Genomic DNA, 17995 nt, shown 5'->3' on the forward strand with positions numbered 1-17995 from the left:
CAACAAGTGAAGCAGCCATTGATATCAATCGTTGAGTTCGTCTAGGGTCGTTAAGCTTTGCCAGACCAAACTGTACTTGTGCCCACTTCATTGGTGTTAAGTTTTCCATATTAGCTACCTAATCAATATTGCTTAAGTGATCAGATCGCAGCCTTGGAAAAGAGTTCAAAAAAATCCCCGAACTAAGTTCGAGGATTTGTGTATAAGAGACAGGGCTTTAAGCCTTCCTTTCGTTTACTCAATGTGACTACATTTCAATGTATCTAGCTTGCTTCTGCTTCCGTTAGGTTCGCTTCAGCACTTTCATCCACCGCTTTCACAAGTAGAACACCAACACCGGCCACGATAACACCACACAAGATGAACACGGCGCGTCCCCATAGTGGGTTAGGCAATAGCGCCATTAGACACACCCCAAGACCTGCAACCGCGATTAGCTTACCAAGCATTTGACGCTGTTTGTTGTCCAGCTTCTTCTGAGCTGCCGACTCGGCAACAAGTGGAGTAGATAGGTTACCAAAGAACTTGTCTACATCAGCTTGACGCTTCTCAGTAAGTGGCTTGTAGAACAGCGTAGATAGTACGAAGAAACCACCTGTTAGTGAAATGTGAGCCATTAGACCAATCGCTACTTTCACATCAGACCATTCACGCTTAGTTAGCTCTTCTAGACCAAATGCTGCTGAAACCATTTCTGCATTGATAACAAAACCAACTACATAAGAGACGATACCACCCACTACTAGTGTACCCCAGCCGGCCCAGTCAGGCGTTTTCTTGATGAAGAAGCCAAGGAACGCTGGAATGGTCATTGGGAAGCCAATCAAAGCACCTACATACATCATTGTATCGAACAAGCTCAGACCCTTAAGTGAGTTGATGAACTGTGCGATTAGGATGATAGCAAAACCAAATACTGTAGACGTGATTTTCGAAACCGTTACTAGCTCTTTCTCAGACGCTTGACCCTTACGGACAATCGGCTCATAGAAGTTCTTAACAAAGATACCTGAGTTACGGTTAAGACCTGAGTCCATTGAAGACATGGTTGCTGCGAACATTGCTGCAACGAGAAGACCCACCATACCTGCTGGCATGTACTCTTGAACAAAGTAAAGGTAAGCAAAGTCACCTGCTTTGCTGCCTTGCTCTGGGTAAGCAGCCGCTAGGTCAACACCTTGACCTGCAATGTACCAAGAAGGCATGAACCAAATGAATACACCACAAAGCATGAGTACACACGCTAGCAGCGCTGCTTTCTTCGCGTTCTTTGAGTCCTTCGCCGCTAGGTAACGGTAAGAGTTAAGCATGTTGTTAGTAATAGAGAACTGCTTAACAAAGATGAAGAATGCCCATAGACCAAAGATGTTCAGGTAGTTCAGGTTGTTACCCGCTAGGAATGAACCGCCTTCTTGAACAGGGAAGTTGTTAACGATTTCGCCAACACCACCGCCTTGCACAACAGCAACAACAGCACATGTCACGGTTACCGCCATGATGATAACCATCTGCATAAAGTCAGATGCGATTACCGCCCATGAACCACCCGTAACTGACATCGCCAATACAACCAAACCTGTTACCCAAATGGTAAGGTTCATGTCGAAGCCGAAGATGCCCGATGCGATGATCGCTAGAGCATTTAGCCACACACCCGCAGAAACAACGCTGTTTGGCATTGAAGACCAAGTAAATACCTGCTCGTTCGTTGCACCAAAACGCATGCGAATGGCTTCAATAACAGTCACTACACGTAGCTGACGGAACTTAGGCGCGAAATACGCGTAGTTCATAAAATAACCAAACGCGTTAGCAAGGAAGATAAAGGCCACTGCAAAACCATCGTTATAGGCTTTACCCGCTGCACCGGTAAATGTCCAAGCACTGAACTGAGTCATAAAGGCGGTAGCACCCACCATCCACCAGAGCATGTTACCGCCCCCGCGGAAGTAGTCACTGGTTGTATTGGTAAATGTTCGGAACATCCAGCCTATTGCCATTAGGAATAGGAAATAGACGCCCACAATAACTGTGTTTAAATCCATGATATGTGAATCCTTGTCGTTTTTACTTGTTGTATGATTAATATAACGACCAAATTGACCTTTTTGTAATACAATATACCTATTCGTGACATGGATATCGTTTTTGATGTAGAAATGGGTCTACATAGTTACCTTGATCAAACTTTGTTACGGTTACAAACATGACAAAGCGAAATTTGTTCGAAGAACAGTCCCTAAAACGAAGCGCCGCACATCCCTAACTAACTACCCTGGTGCCCCTGCTAAGCAACGAAAACACAAAAACATCAAAAAAAACAAAATCATAAAAAGATAGTTATATCATTAGACTTGGTACCCCACTCTTTCTCTATATTCAAAGCAAGTATTTCAAAGTGTAAAAAGTGTGACCCAAATCTTCATATCAATAAAAAACACACCTATTCAGATGAAATATTGAGCCAATTCACAGAAAGTTCGAATGAAGCAACCTAGTATTTGTCATACATTAATTCAATAACAGAAAATTAATGACATGGACGACCACGAGATAGGCTTTTGTCGGATGTTTCGGGAATCAAAGGGAACGCACTCTGCATGAACTATCACGTGAACAAGTAACATAGTCCCTCTAATAAAGGTTATAAACACAATGTTTTCCTAGCACCCCGTTAGGTTACTCGATGTTTATCGCCTCAAAGAAATGACAATATAAATTAGATAAACTAGGGAAATATCAGTATGAAACTTAAGCAATCTGCTCTTGGTGTTGCACTTGTATTATTAGCTGGTTCTGCCGCAGCGACGAGTCTCGATTACCGTACGGAATATAAACATACAGCTGAAGACTGGGCTCACCGTATCAAAATTGGTGATTCAACAAAAGCATTTGGCGGTAAATTGGCATTTGGTGTTGAGCAGAAATTTCAGAGTCAAGACAATGATCAAGGTACTCAAGATTTCTGGGATGGCGTTTCACGTGGCGACTCTGAGTTCTCTTGGGATTGGACTAAAGCAGTCGGTGAAAGCGGAAAGTGGTACATTCAACCAGGTATGCCCGTCACTTTTGGCAGTACTAAAACCACGTGGAAGCCTCAGTTCCGAGTTGGGTACAAAGCAGACTTTGGCCTAACGACAGCGCTTCGCTACCGTCACGAGTTGCAGATGTTCAACAAAAACAACAGTGACAAAACAGACATGAACGGCAACACGGTTGTTATAGCTGATAAAACCATTCAACAAGGTAAACTTACCTTAACAGGTTCATATAAGTTTGCAAAAGATTCGAAGTTTAAGGACTTAAAGCTGAGTTACGAAGCAAACTACAACTACAACTACGATGATCTGGTTTTATACAACGGTAAAAACTGGGAATGGGATCTTGGTCTTAAAGCTGGCTATCAGCTAGGAGCATTCCAACCTTATATCGAACTTTGGACGATTGACGTAAGCAGTAGTTCAGACGAGCGCCAGCTAAGAACTCGAGCAGGTATTAAGTACAGCTTCTAATTACTTAATTTCATTTAATCTTATGAGCGAATTAATACTGAAGCTATCGGTATTAATTCGCTCCTGTCAAATCAACCACATTCCAATAAAGTTTTTCAGTATAGCAAGGAAGTTATATTGCTCCACTTTGTCATAAATTAACTTCCTGCTAATTGACCAACAAACAGTTTTAGAATTCTGTTTTCTGTAATGAAGACAAGGAGTAGTTATGTCTGGTGTTCAGTTAAATAACATCGTTAAAGCGTATGGCGATACCAGTGTCGTGCATGGCATTAATTTAGAAGTAAAGTCGAAAGAATTTATCGTACTGGTTGGTCCTTCGGGCTGTGGCAAATCGACGACGCTACGCATGTTAGCTGGGCTAGAAGAGATCACCGATGGCGATATTCATATCGAGGATCGACGAGTCAACGAAGTCGCACCCAAAGATCGCGATGTCGCCATGGTATTCCAGAATTACGCACTCTATCCCCACTTAAGTGTTTTCGAGAATATCGCCTTCGGCCTAAGAATTCGCAAAGTACCCAAAGATAAAGTCACCAAGTCTGTTAATGATGTGGCGGAAATTCTAGGTCTAACTGAGCTCCTAGAGCGTCGCCCAGCCGACCTTTCTGGTGGTCAACGTCAACGTGTTGCCATGGGTCGCGCAATTGTTCGACATCCTAAAGTTTTTCTTTTTGATGAGCCCCTTTCTAACTTGGATGCCAAGCTTCGCACTCAAATGCGTGCGGAAATTAAACGCCTTCACCACCGCTTAGGCGTAACCAGCGTCTACGTCACCCACGACCAGGTCGAAGCCATGACACTGGCAGACCGAATTGTTGTTATGAGCAACGGTAAAATCGAGCAAATTGGCACGCCGATGGAGCTATTCAATGATCCAGTGAACACCTTTGTTGCCACCTTTATCGGATCGCCGCCAATGAACCTTATCGAGGCTCGCGCGTCACTACGTGAAGATGGGTGGTACGCAGAGTTTGAAGAGATCCAATGCAAACTGCCGAACGTTGCTGGACTTGAGCACAACAAGAATATCCTTTTGGGGATCAGGCCAGAATATATCCACATCGAACCAGTTGACCAAGCGAGTACGATTCCTGTTCACATCAATCTCGTCGAGACACTCGGTTCAGAGGCTTTGCTGCACACTAAATTTGTTGGTAAGCCGTTTGTCGTTAAAACCGAAACTCATGGCCGCATCGATCACCTGGATCAAATCAACACATTGTATTTCCGAGAAGACGCGATCACCGTCTTTGATCAATCGACTGGCAATGCGCTCAAGCGTATCGCGGTGAACTAGACGGAGCGTGTGTTATGGAAAACCTTCATCAAAACACAGATGAGACACTCAAGGCGCCTAATTCGCTAAGCAAGTTGCAGAAAAAGACCAAGTGGCTCATCCATCACTTTAAAAAAGAATGGCAACTCTATTTGCTACTCGCTCCAACCGTTATTTGGTTTTTAGTGTTCCTCTATAAGCCCATGTACGGATTACAAATCGCCTTTAAAGACTACAGTGTGTTCCGTGGCATCACGGAGAGCCCTTGGGTAGGGTTTGAGCACTTCGTTACGCTGTTTGAAAACGATCAATTTTTACGCGCAATTCGCAACACAGTCATGATAAGTGGCGCGAGCCTTATCTTTGGCTTCCCAGTGCCAATTATCCTTGCTCTGATGTTCAATGAGATCCTCAATGCGAAGTTTAAACGCACCGCACAAACGATTGTGTATCTCCCACACTTTATCTCAGCCGTTATTATTGCCGGTATTGTGATCACCGCATTTTCACCCTCAACCGGTGTGGTGAATCTGTTCCTCAATGCCCTTGGCTATGACTCGGTGTACTTCCTCACAAAACCAGAGTGGTTCCGCACGATCTTCGTCGGCACCGGTATCTGGCAGGAAGCGGGCTTTAGCTCCATCGTATTCCTAGCGGCTATTGCTGGCGTTAACCCATCACTCTATGAATCTGCAGTCGTGGACGGCGCTTCGCGTTGGCAAATGATGTGGAAGATCACCCTACCTTGCATCCTACCGACGGTCATCATCATGTTGATCATTCGAATCGGTAACATCCTTGAGGTTGGCTTTGAGATGATCATCATGCTCTATCAGCCTGCCACTTACGAGACTGCAGACGTCATCAGCACCTTTATTTACCGTCAAGGTATTCAAGCTGCTCAATACGATCTCGCCGCTGCCGCTGGTCTTTTTAACGCTGTTATCGCCTTTATTTTGGTGATGTCCGCCAACAAGATCAGCCGTCGCGTCTCTTCAACATCGCTGTGGTAATGGAGTAAGTTATGAGCCAAGCAATGAATATGAACTTGTACTCCCGAGGCGATAAGGCGTTTGTCTATCTGAATATGTTCCTCGTGGGTATCTTCACCATCAGTACGCTTTACCCTTTCATCTATGTGGCATCGATGTCTATCAGTGCTGGTGATGCCGTAACAGCAGGTCAGGTTGTGCTTACCCCTGTCGATATCACGTTCGCCGCGTACGAGAAGGTCATCACCGATCCTGCTTTTTGGATATCGTATAAAAATACCTTTATCTACACCTTCGGCGGTACGCTTGTTAGTCTATTGATTATTGTTCCTGGTGCCTACGCGTTGTCTAGACCCCAGTTACTTGGTCGCAAATACTGGAACATCCTAGTTGCCTTCACCATGTGGTTTAACGCCGGCATGATTCCGTTCTTCTTAAACATGCGCGATCTGGGTCTACTCGATAGCTACTTCGGTATCATCATCGGTTTTGCCTGTAACGCGTTCAATATCATCCTATTACGTAACTTCTTTGAGGCCATCCCAACGTCATTTGAAGAAGCAGCTCGAATGGATGGCGCCAATGACTTCCAAGTACTTTGGAAGGTATTCATCCCACTAGCAAAACCTGCCCTCGCGACAGTGACGCTGTTTTGTATCGTCGCGCGCTGGAACGGCTTCTTCTGGGCCATGGTATTGCTTCGCGATGAAAGCAAAGTGCCACTTCAGGTTTATCTGCGTCAGATCATCACCCAGCTTACCGATGACGATACGTTCGCCAGTACCTTGATTAACTCAGCTTACTCCTTCGAGACGGTGAGCGCGGCGATCATGATCTGCTCCATCATTCCAGTGCTTCTGATTTATCCATTTATTCAAAAGTACTTCAACAAGGGAATTATGTTGGGTGGGGTTAAAGAGTAACCCCCTCTGCCTAATACAAAACACAATAACGAGAAAGGAAACAAAAGATGAATGTAAAAATCACTGCGTTGTCTACCCTGATCGCTGCCACGCTTGCTGCCCCAGCATTTGCAGCGGAAGATGGTGCATACAAAGTGGCGGATAAACCAATTAAACTCGACATCCACCTACACCAAAAGAAGTTCGTCTATAACAACGACTGGCCTGTGGAGAAAGAAGCGGCGCGTCTAACTAACGTTCACCTAAACAACGTAGCCTCAATGGCAACAACCAAGAGTGAAGAAGCATTCAACCTGCTGATCGCATCGGGTGACTTGCCTGATATCGTCGGCGGTTCAAGCATGAAGAACAACGTAAACACTTACGGCCCTGAAGGTGCGTTTGTTCCCCTTAACAAACTGATTGAAGAGCATGCGCCAAACATTAAAGCATTCTTTGACGCCAATCCTGATGTTTGGGCATCCATCAAAGCCTCCGATGGCAACGTGTATTACATCCCGTACCTACCTGATGGTAAATACGGTCGTGGCTACTTTGTTCGTTATGACTGGTTAGAGAAACTTGGCCTTGAACCACCGAAAAATGTCGACGAAATGTATGAGGTGCTTAAAGCATTCCGTGACAATGATCCAAACGGCAATGGCAAAAAAGATGAAGTCCCTTTCTTTGCTCGACACTGGCAAGAGATGGTTCGTCTAGTGACACTGTGGGATGGTCGTACGTCTGGCTCTGACGTGTTCCACGACTTTCATGTGATCGATGGTCAAATCAAGCACGGCTATGCGCAAGAAAACTACAAAGTCGGTATTCAGAACCTCGCCAAATGGTACCAAGAAGGTTTGATTGATGCTGAAGTATTCACTCGGGGCAGTCGTTCTCGTGAGTACTTATTGTCAGCCGACCTAGGCGGTATGACACACGACTGGTTCGCCTCAACCTCTGGCTACAACGATTCGTTGGCGGACAAAGTAGAAGGCTTTCAATTCAAAGCATTCGCGCCACCAGCCTCCATCAGTGGTAAACGTGTAGAAGAGCATCGCCGCGCTAAAGTGAAGCCAGACGGCTGGGCTATCTCATACACTAACGAACATCCAATCGAGACCATTAAGTACTTCGATTTCTGGTTCACTCAAGAAGGCAAACGCCTAGCAAACTTCGGTATCCAAGGTGAGCACTATGAGCTAGTCGATGGCAAGCCAGTGTTTAAAAAAGAGATCCTAGAAGCGGATACACCGGTTAACGCACAAATGTGGGCGATTGGTGCTCAGGTTCAACGTGGTTTCCCAATGGATTATCAGAACGAAGTCCAATGGTCGAACAAATACGCGCTTGAAGGTATTGCTCTGTACGACCAAGGTGATTACTTGTTGGAACCATTCATGGGTGTCTCTCTAAATACGAAAGAGAAAGACATTTACGACAAGCACTGGGTCACCATTCGTGACTACATGGTTGAAATGCAACAAGCTTGGATCCTAGGCTCTCGTGATATAGAGAAAGACTGGCCGAATTACCAAAAGAGCATAGAGCGTATGGGCTATAAGAAAGTAGTAAGTGCGATGCAAGCTGCTTACGATAGAGCTTATAAAACTAACTAGCTTTTAACCTAAAACCGACGCAATGACCCGCTTCGAAGACGACAAGCGGGTCTTTTCATTTGAGTATAGTGGCCTGCACACATTAGTGAGGGAGACCTAATTTCACTATTTTGTGCTAGAGGCAAACAGTGCGCCACCTGCAGACATAAAGAAGCCACCCATCACCTTGTTAAAGCGCTTGATGTTCTTTTTACTAGATAGCCAAGGGTTAACCTTGGCGCCAAGCCTTGCATACACCAACATGACTAAAGTATCGATTACAATCCACGTCAGAGCCAGCACGACAAACTGCGTAAGTTGAGGTGAATTCACATTAATGAAGTTAGGAAACAGTGCGGTAAAAAACAGCAAGTCTTTAGGATTACTGATACCTACCATATAGGCTTTCTTGAGGATACCACGCTGAGTAAATGAGGCTTTCTCTTGCTTAGTATCAGTGCTAAATGCGGACTCTGTACCCGTGTCTCTCCAAGTCTGGTACCCGAGATAGACCAAATAAAGCGCCCCAAAGATTTTCAGCAACAAAAATACTTTCGATGATGCTGCCAATATAGCACCCAAACCGACAGCAGAGAGGACCATCAGTGTCAGAGAAGCAAACGTTCCACCAAACACCGTCGCTAGCGCACTCGATTTCCCGTATTTAACACCGTGGGCAATGCACAGCATCGCTGAGGGGCCGGGAGATGAGATCAAAACCGTAATGACCCCAACGTACGCCAACCATAAACTCCATTCCATTTTAGTCCTCCCTGTTTTATAAGTGTTGCGTTGTGCTATGCCATCTAGCACATACCTCCCACAACCTTACCGCTCTCCTCACGACAAGTCGAACAATAAATGTACACATCTCCCCTCTTAGCTGATCACCATCGCGATATAGCCAAGAATCAATACGAGAACCGATGTCAATGCATAAGGGACGGGATAACCAATTGCAGGCATGTCACTTTGGGTGGCATCTTGCGCCCCTTTCATTGCTGGCGTGCTATTTCGACCACCAGCGCAAGCGCCGGCAAGAATTGCTGGGTTCATCTTGCGAATGTACAGCCCATATAACCAAGCCAGTAAAGGCGGAACAAGCGCAGCAGTGACACCGAGTAGCGCAATTTTAATCACGATAATGCCTTGGAAGGAGGCGAGGATTTTAGGACCTACGGTTGCAGCAAGCACCGCTACGAAAAGATTAAGTCCGATATCTTGCAAAAAGCTTCTCGCTCCTTCACTCATAGGACCGCCAAACGCAGGGTTTCGAGTTCGCAAGAACGAAAACACAATACCGGTAAGCATACAGCCAGCCGAAGTCCCTAATGCAAATGGGATACCCGCAACCGTTACGCTCAAGTGGCCGAACACATAGCCCACCAGTAGAGCAGTGGCTAAATAGAACGTTTCGGTCACCGTACTTTCGACTATTGGCACGCTGTTAAGCTGAGATGCGGTCTGTTCAACACACCACTGCGAGCCTGCAATACGTACAACGTCTCCCACTTCAACGGTGGTTTGAGGCAGTAACGGCTGTTGATGACCCTGCCTAAATAGCGCTTTAAAATAGACACCGAAGCCAACCTCCGCATGCAACTGAGCGACAGTTTTACCTGCATGTTCTGACTTGCCAACATGGATATCAGCCACTTCAATATCAACATTGCGGGCTCGAGGCTCATCCACTTCATTGCCAATATCTGCCTCACCTTCTTTGATAAGAGCACTGTACTCGCCACGAACACCGATAACATCGCCAAGTTGTAATATTGGGTTATCCGATGCATCCAACACTTCATCACCGCGCACAACTTTTAGCACAACAGCATCGGAAAACCGTTTATAAAGATCCTGAACCGACTGCCCAACCAACTCTTCATGCGTTACTTTGTAAGCACGGACATCGATGGGTAAAACACCAACATCGGAGAATCCAAAAGTGCTAGGGAGTTTTTCATTGTCATCACCGTTAGAGAACTCTTTCTCAGCATCTTTACCGGCTTTGATAGGATCAATACCAAACATAGAAGGTAAGTATTTGATCAACAGAATAATAAGAACAGTAGACAGCACATAACTGATAGCATAACCCGCTGCGATGTTAGCGCTGACTTGGTCTGCACTCATACCGGCTGGCGGTACAAAAGCGCCAGAGGAGATCGCCGATTGAGCCACGCCCATAACCGCTGTAACAGTATAACTTCCCGAGATAATGCCTGCCGCATACCCAGGCTCTAACCCCAAGAGCTTGGCACCCACTACAACAATGGCGAAATTACTAAAGACAACAATTAGCCCTATCACCACAAAATCTAAGCCACCTCTTGCCAGCCCCGAAAAGAACTGAGGACCGACTTTCATACCGATGGCATACATAAACATCATTAAGAAAATATCGGAGACTAGCCCCGGCTCTTCAATCTTTAGTCCATATACAGAGAAAGAGGTCAGCGCCAATGCAACACCAACAATCAATGTACCTGCCGTCGTCCCCAGGCTCACGCCTTTAACAGTAATGCGTCCTAATGGGTAACCAATTGCGAGTGATAGAAATAGAAAAACAAAAGGGTTTTCAGATAAGTAATTAAAAAGAAAAGACATGATCTCACCTGCTACATTGTGATTGAAGCAGCAGAGCGATATAAGGAATCGCCCTGCCGATTACCTAGAGCAGCCGTAACATTAACCGTGGTTAAAGTTACTCGACTCATCAGCATCGCTGCCGTTAACCATTGGATGTTTGCCAAAGAAATCAACGCAGTGTTGCAAGTCAGAGATCAATAAGTCCGCCATATCTCGACTAAAACCATGGCGCACAAGAATACGCATAATAACCAGATCTTCGCGATCAGCTGGCATGGCATACGCAGCGATCTGCCATCCACGCGATCGGATCCGATCTGACAAGTCATAGAGGTTGAAACCTGGGTTTGCATCTTTCTTGATAGACCAACTTAACGCTGGAATACCACCATGACCATCGTAAATGATTTCAAACATGCCCATTTTTTCCACCTCTTTGGCAATGTAGCGCGCCGTTTCGTAACAAGCATCATGGATCTTTTTATAGCCCTCTTTGCCCAGTCTCAAGAAGTTGTAGTACTGCGCAACGATTTGTCCGCCAGGACGAGAGAAGTTCAATGCAAATGTCGGCATGTTACCGCCCAGATAATTTACATTGAAGATCAAATCCTCATGTAACGCATCCGCATCACGCCAAACTACCCAGCCCACACCCAATGGTGAAAGACCAAATTTATGGCCAGAAGCATTGATCGATTTAACACGTGGTAGACGGAAATCCCACTCTAAATCCGGGTCACAGAAAGGGGCTAAAAACGCACCACTGGCGCCATCAACGTGAATAGGAATATCTAATCCGGTTTCTTCTTGTAGCTTATCTAACGCTTCATGCACCGCTTTGACGGGCTCATATTGGCATGTGAACGTCACGCCCAGCGTTGGTACTACACCAATAGTGTTTTCATCACAACGTTTGATCACTTCTTCTGGCGTCATGATAAGACGATCACCTTCCATTGGGATCTCACGAAGCTCAATATCCCAATAGCGCGCAAATTTATGCCAACAAACCTGCACAGGACCACAAATAAGATTCGGTTTATCAGTTGGCTTGCCTTGTTTCTTCATTTTCTCGCGCCAAGCCCACTTCAATGCCATCCCACCAAGCATTGCAGCCTCACTTGAACCCGTCGTTGAGCAGCCCATTGGGTTTTCTGCATCTGGCGCATGCCAAAGATCAGCTAACATATGGACACAGCGCGATTCTATTTCGGCCGTCTGTGGGTATTCATCTTTATCAATCATGTTTTTATCGATGCATTCATCCATCAATTGATGAACCTCATCCTCGACCCATGTTTGACAAAATGTCGCTAAGTTCTGACGTGAGTTACCGTCTAACATAAGTTCATCGTGAACAACTTGATAAGCATGTTCCGGGGCGTGCTCATTTTGAGGAATTCGATACTTAGGCATGACCACAGACAAGTCTTTCGAAGAGTAAACATCATCTAGCATTGAACCACGAACAGCTGACTTTTTATGAAGAGGCATAATCTATCCTTTTTCTTACTAATACTATTAAGTAGTTAAATTGGTTTAAAAGATGGAAGAACGTGCCTTAAAGCTAGTCCAGATTTTGTGGCAGTGCTAGTTTCATATTCGGTTGATAAGATTCATAATTGCGCCGCTTGTATCGTTAATATTCGCCACAATATAAAGTCATTCATCTTACCCATAATGATGTCTAGTTTGTTGCTATGACTGCATCTACGACAAAAGTGTTGCCCCTTTCTCTACCTCCTCTTAAGAAACACATTCCCCCCTTTAAGGAGGGAATGTCTTACAAGGTGCTCAGTTTTTTATCAGTGACGAATATTCTCAGCGCGATATTCAAACGACGCCATCAGCTCAAATTCCAATTCGATCACAACTATCACTCAAGCTTCTTGCTAAAAAGGTAGAAAAATTTATAGTTTTATTAAGTGAACAATGAGAATCGACATGTCTTTACAGAAAAAGCAATCTAAAGTATCACTGAACATTAAGATTTCATCAGACTTAGATTTTCGTCTTAAACGAGCGAGAAAAGCAGCGCGTGAACAAGGATTGATGTTCAACGTTTCTAAAGAAGTTGAGAAGTTCCTTGAGAAGGAAGTAAAGAAGGTTGAGCGCCATCTATCAATCGATGAAGAGATTAAAGGTAATTTAGAAGATCTTGGAGTACTGAACATAGATAAGCTAATGAAGTCTATGGATTAACTATAAAATTGCCTTGTTATGAATTATCAAACTACAACTAAGCTTGGAGATGAATATGGGAACGATAGTTGGACTGTTAGTCTTAGCTGGGGTCGACATACTCCTAAAGCGTAAAACAGGACTTCATCTACATCAGTGGATTGCCAAGAAATACCGTGATTCCCACAAAAACAAGTGAATCATTCTTATAGAAACCGCACAATTTACCACTTCACCGGTGCTACTGAAAAAACACTTCTACTAAAAAAGCCAGCAGTAAAAACCGCTGGCTCAAACACTAATTCACTTTAACGCCTACTTTGCAGCAAACTTGCTGTGCGATTTCTTCAACTTGTAGAAAGTCGCTTGGACATAGTCATCTGGATCGCCAGTGATGTTTTGGTTGTAAACACCGGCTTTAAAGTACATGTATTTGCCACCAACATCGTATCCGCTGTCCGACATATCAACAATTTGGACTGCATCAGGCTTACCTTCACGCATCAAAGTCACGGTCATTTCGTTACCGACCACTTGAATGCGATAACTAAAGGTCTCACCGAGTTCAATACCATCACCGTCTTTTGGTACACCTGTCATATCACCGACTAGATTGTAATAATTGTCGGTGCCTTTATTGGTGTTTTCATGAGCAAAGTAGACCGTACCTTTGTCGTGGTTTGGTAACTTACGGTAGTAAAGTCGAATTGGCTCATCATCTTTATCGTGGATCTGACCAATGATAAATCGACCAACTTCATTGAGCTCACCCGTCGTTGTCGTGTGATCGACTTTAAGTGTCGCTTCGAGAACACCGTCAACGCCACCAGCGGCTTTTTGATCTTCCATTGGTGCCGAGCTGAATACCCAGTTGTTTTTGTTTACGCCTTTAGTATCAACGCTCTTATCTCCTTGGCGCAGCATTTCCCTCATCTCTGTACGCGCAAACTTAGTGTTTTTCGAAGTGCGCGCGCCCTTAATAAAGGTCTTGAACACCAGGCCACCGTCATCGGCAGTATAGAAGAGTTCTGGATGCTCGTACCCGTTGGCAAGATCCCACTCATACACATTGTCTGGCTTGCCATTTTTATCATGGTCGAACGGCATAGAGATGTACCATGAAGTGAGGTCAAAGTTTTCACCTGGTTTGTTACCCGCTTGAGGCGTACTCGGTAACTTAGGCTCCGCTAAAGGCACATCCCAGTCACAACTTGTCGCACAAGGTAGGGCGACAACCGCGCCAAAGTTGCCTTTACGAAGATCTTTGCGTTTATCATCAACTTTCGCGGTGGCTTTGCGCTTCTCTTCAGCCGCCTTTTCTGCCGCAATGACATCTTCAGTAATAATGTGATTGGTTGGGCAAGCATTAATCTTACAGTTCAAAGCCGCAAACTCAGTGACACTATTCCAGCTGCTCTTTGAGTTACCTTTACCCACATAACGCACGTAGCGAGCTTCTACCGGAGCAAACTCGAAACGCTCATAACCATTAACGGCACCAGAGCTCATGCCACCTTCAAGTGCCTTGCTCCACTTATTGCCATCAACACTGACTTCAATATCGAACAAAGTCGAACGCGCATTACCTTTATGGAATGCTAGGCGCACGGCATCAAACTGATTAATGCTGCCATAATCATAGGTGGCCGTCTCTCCTACTCCATTGGAAGACCAGCGAGTCTTGATATCTTGGTCAAACAAACGCTCTGGACCATTGCCATCGTGGCTGGATGATTCGATGGCGACAGGCGTTAAAATATCAACTCTTGGTAGCTCTTGGTCGGAACAGTAATCACTCTTACAGTTAACCCCGATAAACTCCGTCACACTATTCCACGCGCTGCTGCTGTTTCCTTTACCAACATAGCGAATGTAACGCGCTTGAATCTCGGCGAAATCGAATCGTTCTAAATCCAGTGATTTACCCGTGCTTTCACCATCGCTGATGACTTTTGTCCAACTTGTCCCGTCTAGGCTAGTTTCAATATCAAATTTGGTCGTGCGCTTGTCACCTTTGTGAAACGATAGTTTAACGGCATCGAAGGCGACCGTTTGTCCATAGTCAAACGTCATGGTTTCACCCACACCATTTGCTGACCAACGCGTCTTGGCGTCGCCATCTAGAACCATTTCAGGGCTGTTCCCATCGTGGCTGGAGGCTACAACAGAGGTAGGTTTTGGCGTTTGTATGGTGGCGTTGTCACCGGTCGATACACAACCGGTCAGAGCGATAACAATGGATGAAGCGAGTAGGGTTTTAAAGTAATTTTTATTCATGGTTCCATCACTTTTGAGTTGTCCAATCAAATTGAAAACAATAGGCGTCACCAATACGAAGTGTTACGTTGATGCCTTTATTGTTACAAATAATACTCTCATATTTTTGTATTACAAATAAGACAAAAAGCTCTCAAATGAGATAACGGTCAGATCTTTTTTATAACCTGTGAATTGTTAATTAACATCAGAACTATAGGCCAGAAACAACAAAACCAGCATGTCGCTGGCTTTGATTATTTGTATGATTGTAAAACGGACTCTATGCGAAATTGTCAACAAGAATCGCACGTCCGGTTCACATGACTACTCCAAGATTTCGATTGAAGACGGGCTAAACTAATACCGCTTGCTCAATCGCATAGAAGCCAACCCATGAATAGGTTTTACCTGCTATCTCCGCGTGATTCACACTATCACAGGTCACATTAGGGTCATTACTTACCATTAAAGTGAATCGCGTTTTCTCTGTCTCAATTTCCACCACAGAGGCCGAACCTGAATGTCCGATAACTCGAATCTCTTTTGCCACACCACGAGCATTGACGGACTGTTCAAGCTCTTCATTAAAGTAACCATGAGTCTCAACCACGGACGCAAGTAAGGTATCTTCTCCATGCGTCCGGAAAATAAAGCTCTGCTCGCTACGCAGGTTGAAACTTGGATCGTTAGCGCCAGTGCGGGTGAAAAAGATTTGCCCATTTGGATTTGAACTGGTGCCTAGCCAGGTGTAATAACTATTTTCTTGAAGCCAACTCACCAATGCGCTACCTGAAACGTTACCCTGTGCAATATTCCAAAGATGGCGATAGCCTAGAGCATCACTGACCACATTCAGCTCTTTGTGTGCTTGATAATCAAAGTTGGTTCTGATGATCTGACCGTCAAACTGATGTGAGTAATCATATTGATGAGCACAATCACTGGTCAGTCGAAACAGATCAATGAGTAAAGGCGCTTCAAAGTCTTCGTGCTTCAGCATAAACACACTGCGTTGCTGACCAATACCATCATAATGCGCATTGGCAAATGCACTCATACCGACCATTTGTTGGTGATCAGCACAGAAGAAGTGGGGCTCACCGTGCACGCTATCGGCGCGCTCCACATCAAAATAGTTTTGACAGGTTTCATCGACGGTTACTGCATTGTGAGCAATCGTCTGACGTGCATACGTCTTATTTTCATCTAAATAGCGACCGCCAAATTTCGGTTCAACGTTTACCCAGCGACCAAAGCCATACTCACGCAGTACCTCTTTGCCGCGGTTAAAGTAAGAGATACCCAAAGTATCAAAGTTGCCGTGCCCCATACCATGCTGACCATAGTTCATAACCAACTGGAACACATCTTTGTCTTTATCTTGGGCGCGCATGAAACCCTGAGCGCCGCGATCGCCAGTCGGGCCTTCATTCAGCTCAACGCTTGGCCAGAAAGGCAGGCCGACATCACTCTTGCTCTCAAACGCGTTCGATAACGTTAAACCACATCCATGCATCCATACTGAGTCTTGGATCTTGGCCATACCAAGTAGGTTCTCATCAATACCATAGTGTTCGGCATATTGACTAACGGCCACTTGAACACCAGCATCATTAATACTCATGGTTCTAGAAGCATCATTTAACGCAGGGAACTGACCGTTTGGATACGCCGTCGCTAGCATGGCCTCGACAGTTCTACCAATCACACCATCTTTGTAATTGAAGATATCGAGTTCTGGCATATGACGATGCAGAACTTCAGCAAATACACACAATGGACGAATTGCGTAACGGTGATAGTAAGGCCCTTCCATGTAGTAGCCTGAAGGCGCAAACAGCTTACTGATCTGAGCCAGAAAACCTCCACTTCCATCTCGATCCAGACCATAGACCGACATATCAAGAAACTCGCGACGATTCACAGCCAAGCCACAGATACCCACAGCGGCCACTGCCCAAATACCGTGATTGTGAATTCGGTCGAAGTCATGACCATACTTCACTGTGAACATATCAAGCATTGGATTGAAAAGATTATCAATCACATGTTGGCGCTCATCTTCTGTCATGGTCGATGCAACACATGAGTACGCCAAACTGCTAAACATCAGCCATACATGTTCGTTGAGTATTTGGTGGAATAAACGTCCGGTTGGATTGGTATTTTTTTGTACATGAAAATCGAAGGTCAAGTACGAGTCAGCATACGATGCCAGTAGCTCACGCACTAACTGAGCATAACGCTCTTCACCCGTGATTAAAAACAAACGACCCGCAAGATTCATATAGGTGTAGTTTTGTTTGTGGCGATTGTGCTCGTAACCACCCGCTTCACCATGCCCAGGAACCTCTATTGGAAGTCTCATAAATGCTTCCAGATCCTTAACATTCTTAGCGATGGCTTTTCCCATGAGCGTATCACGGCCGACTTCTTTACTGAGTTGCTGTACTTCATTGCCTGTAAGCAGTATTGGCTGAACTAACGTAGACATTTTCACCTTCAATCTATATCCCGGACTCAATTACAATAAAGTAATACAATATAACTAAGATTTAAATCTATTCATGGAAGAAAGCAGACGTCAATCACATAGAAGATATAGGCATAAGTGTCTTACTTGACGGGATATACAGTGATTAATCTTCACCTACTTTGAAACCAACTCTTTTCATGTTTT

13 protein-coding genes and 1 pseudogene are annotated in these 17995 nt (G+C 44.9%); 6 read left to right on the top strand and 8 right to left on the bottom strand.

Translation table 11 applies throughout. The annotated features are described in order from the left end of the window. Positions 1-109, bottom strand: a 109-nt coding sequence (locus L4C42_RS21560) for a transposase DNA-binding-containing protein (protein ID WP_429761735.1), incomplete at its 3' end; no start/stop codon positions are given. A 154-nt stretch (positions 110-263) separates the two neighbouring features. Then, positions 264-2045, bottom strand: coding sequence for a sodium:solute symporter family transporter (locus tag L4C42_RS21565; protein WP_353499840.1), 1782 nt, complete (start codon positions 2043-2045; stop codon positions 264-266). Positions 2046-2744: 699 nt separating this feature from the next. Here L4C42_RS21565 and L4C42_RS21570 point away from each other — a divergent pair. The 5 genes from L4C42_RS21570 to L4C42_RS21590 all read left to right on the top strand — a co-directional run bounded on the left by L4C42_RS21570 (position 2745) and on the right by L4C42_RS21590 (position 8307). Then, positions 2745-3512, top strand: coding sequence for an oligogalacturonate-specific porin KdgM family protein (locus L4C42_RS21570; RefSeq protein ID WP_353499841.1), 768 nt, complete (start codon positions 2745-2747; stop codon positions 3510-3512). 208 nt (positions 3513-3720) lie between these two features. Next, on the top strand, positions 3721-4815 hold the full coding sequence (locus tag L4C42_RS21575; protein ID WP_353499842.1) for an ABC transporter ATP-binding protein: 1095 nt from the start codon (positions 3721-3723) through the stop codon (positions 4813-4815). 14 nt (positions 4816-4829) lie between these two features. Beyond that, positions 4830-5807 carry an ABC transporter permease gene (locus tag L4C42_RS21580; RefSeq protein WP_353499843.1) on the top strand — a complete coding sequence of 326 codons (978 nt, stop codon included), beginning with the start codon at positions 4830-4832 and terminating at the stop codon, positions 5805-5807. 11 nt (positions 5808-5818) lie between these two features. After that, positions 5819-6709, top strand: a complete 891-nt coding sequence (locus L4C42_RS21585) for a carbohydrate ABC transporter permease (RefSeq protein WP_353499844.1) — start codon at positions 5819-5821, stop codon at positions 6707-6709. Between the two features lie 47 nt (positions 6710-6756). Continuing rightward, positions 6757-8307: an extracellular solute-binding protein gene (locus L4C42_RS21590; RefSeq protein ID WP_353499845.1), complete on the top strand. Its 1551-nt coding sequence runs from the start codon at positions 6757-6759 to the stop codon at positions 8305-8307. A 105-nt stretch (positions 8308-8412) separates the two neighbouring features. Here L4C42_RS21590 and L4C42_RS21595 read toward each other — a convergent pair whose 3' ends face one another. The 3 genes from L4C42_RS21595 to gad all read right to left on the bottom strand — a co-directional run bounded on the left by L4C42_RS21595 (position 8413) and on the right by gad (position 12369). Further along, complete coding sequence (locus L4C42_RS21595) at positions 8413-9048, bottom strand: LysE family translocator (protein ID WP_353499846.1); 636 nt, start codon at positions 9046-9048, stop codon at positions 8413-8415. Positions 9049-9165: 117 nt separating this feature from the next. Beyond that, complete coding sequence (locus L4C42_RS21600; protein ID WP_353499847.1) at positions 9166-10893, bottom strand: aspartate:alanine exchanger family transporter; 1728 nt, start codon at positions 10891-10893, stop codon at positions 9166-9168. Positions 10894-10974: 81 nt separating this feature from the next. Then, positions 10975-12369 (bottom strand): glutamate decarboxylase, encoded by a 1395-nt coding sequence (gene gad / locus L4C42_RS21605; protein ID WP_418642772.1) that lies wholly within the window; start codon positions 12367-12369, stop codon positions 10975-10977. A gap of 450 nt (positions 12370-12819) precedes the next feature. On the opposite strand from gad, the gene L4C42_RS21610 reads away from it, so the two are divergent. Further along, positions 12820-13077: a hypothetical protein gene (locus L4C42_RS21610; RefSeq protein ID WP_353499848.1), complete on the top strand. Its 258-nt coding sequence runs from the start codon at positions 12820-12822 to the stop codon at positions 13075-13077. A 294-nt stretch (positions 13078-13371) separates the two neighbouring features. On the opposite strand, the gene L4C42_RS21615 is transcribed toward L4C42_RS21610, so the two are convergent. The 3 genes and pseudogenes from L4C42_RS21615 to L4C42_RS21625 form a co-directional block, all read right to left on the bottom strand. Beyond that, entirely contained in the window at positions 13372-14871 is a 1500-nt protein-coding gene (locus tag L4C42_RS21615; RefSeq protein ID WP_418643027.1) for a polysaccharide lyase family 7 protein, read from the bottom strand. Between the two features lie 12 nt (positions 14872-14883). Then, a pseudogene (locus L4C42_RS21620) lies at positions 14884-15333 on the bottom strand (discoidin domain-containing protein); the annotation flags it as partial. Between the two features lie 334 nt (positions 15334-15667). Further along, positions 15668-17809, bottom strand: a complete 2142-nt coding sequence (locus L4C42_RS21625; RefSeq protein WP_429761731.1) for a heparinase II/III domain-containing protein — start codon at positions 17807-17809, stop codon at positions 15668-15670. Positions 17810-17995 lie beyond the last annotated feature (186 nt).

This window comes from Vibrio wakamikoensis, from assembly GCF_050337275.1.
Taxonomy (GTDB): Bacteria; Pseudomonadota; Gammaproteobacteria; order Enterobacterales; family Vibrionaceae; genus Vibrio; species Vibrio chaetopteri.

Bases quoted from the DNA above. Each gene is read 5' to 3' on its own strand.
- gad (WP_418642772.1), bottom strand. From the start codon at position 12,369: ATGCCTCTTCATAAAAAGTCAGCTGTTCGTGGTTCAATGCTAGATGAT.
- L4C42_RS21600 (WP_353499847.1), bottom strand. From the start codon at position 10,893: ATGTCTTTTCTTTTTAATTACTTATCTGAAAACCCTTTTGTTTTTCTA.
- L4C42_RS21595 (WP_353499846.1), bottom strand. From the start codon at position 9,048: ATGGAATGGAGTTTATGGTTGGCGTACGTTGGGGTCATTACGGTTTTG.
- L4C42_RS21625 (WP_429761731.1), bottom strand. From the start codon at position 17,809: ATGTCTACGTTAGTTCAGCCAATACTGCTTACAGGCAATGAAGTACAG.
- L4C42_RS21570 (WP_353499841.1), top strand. From the start codon at position 2,745: ATGAAACTTAAGCAATCTGCTCTTGGTGTTGCACTTGTATTATTAGCT.
- L4C42_RS21580 (WP_353499843.1), top strand. From the start codon at position 4,830: ATGGAAAACCTTCATCAAAACACAGATGAGACACTCAAGGCGCCTAAT.
- L4C42_RS21575 (WP_353499842.1), top strand. From the start codon at position 3,721: ATGTCTGGTGTTCAGTTAAATAACATCGTTAAAGCGTATGGCGATACC.
- L4C42_RS21585 (WP_353499844.1), top strand. From the start codon at position 5,819: ATGAGCCAAGCAATGAATATGAACTTGTACTCCCGAGGCGATAAGGCG.
- L4C42_RS21565 (WP_353499840.1), bottom strand. From the start codon at position 2,045: ATGGATTTAAACACAGTTATTGTGGGCGTCTATTTCCTATTCCTAATG.
- L4C42_RS21590 (WP_353499845.1), top strand. From the start codon at position 6,757: ATGAATGTAAAAATCACTGCGTTGTCTACCCTGATCGCTGCCACGCTT.
- L4C42_RS21610 (WP_353499848.1), top strand. From the start codon at position 12,820: ATGTCTTTACAGAAAAAGCAATCTAAAGTATCACTGAACATTAAGATT.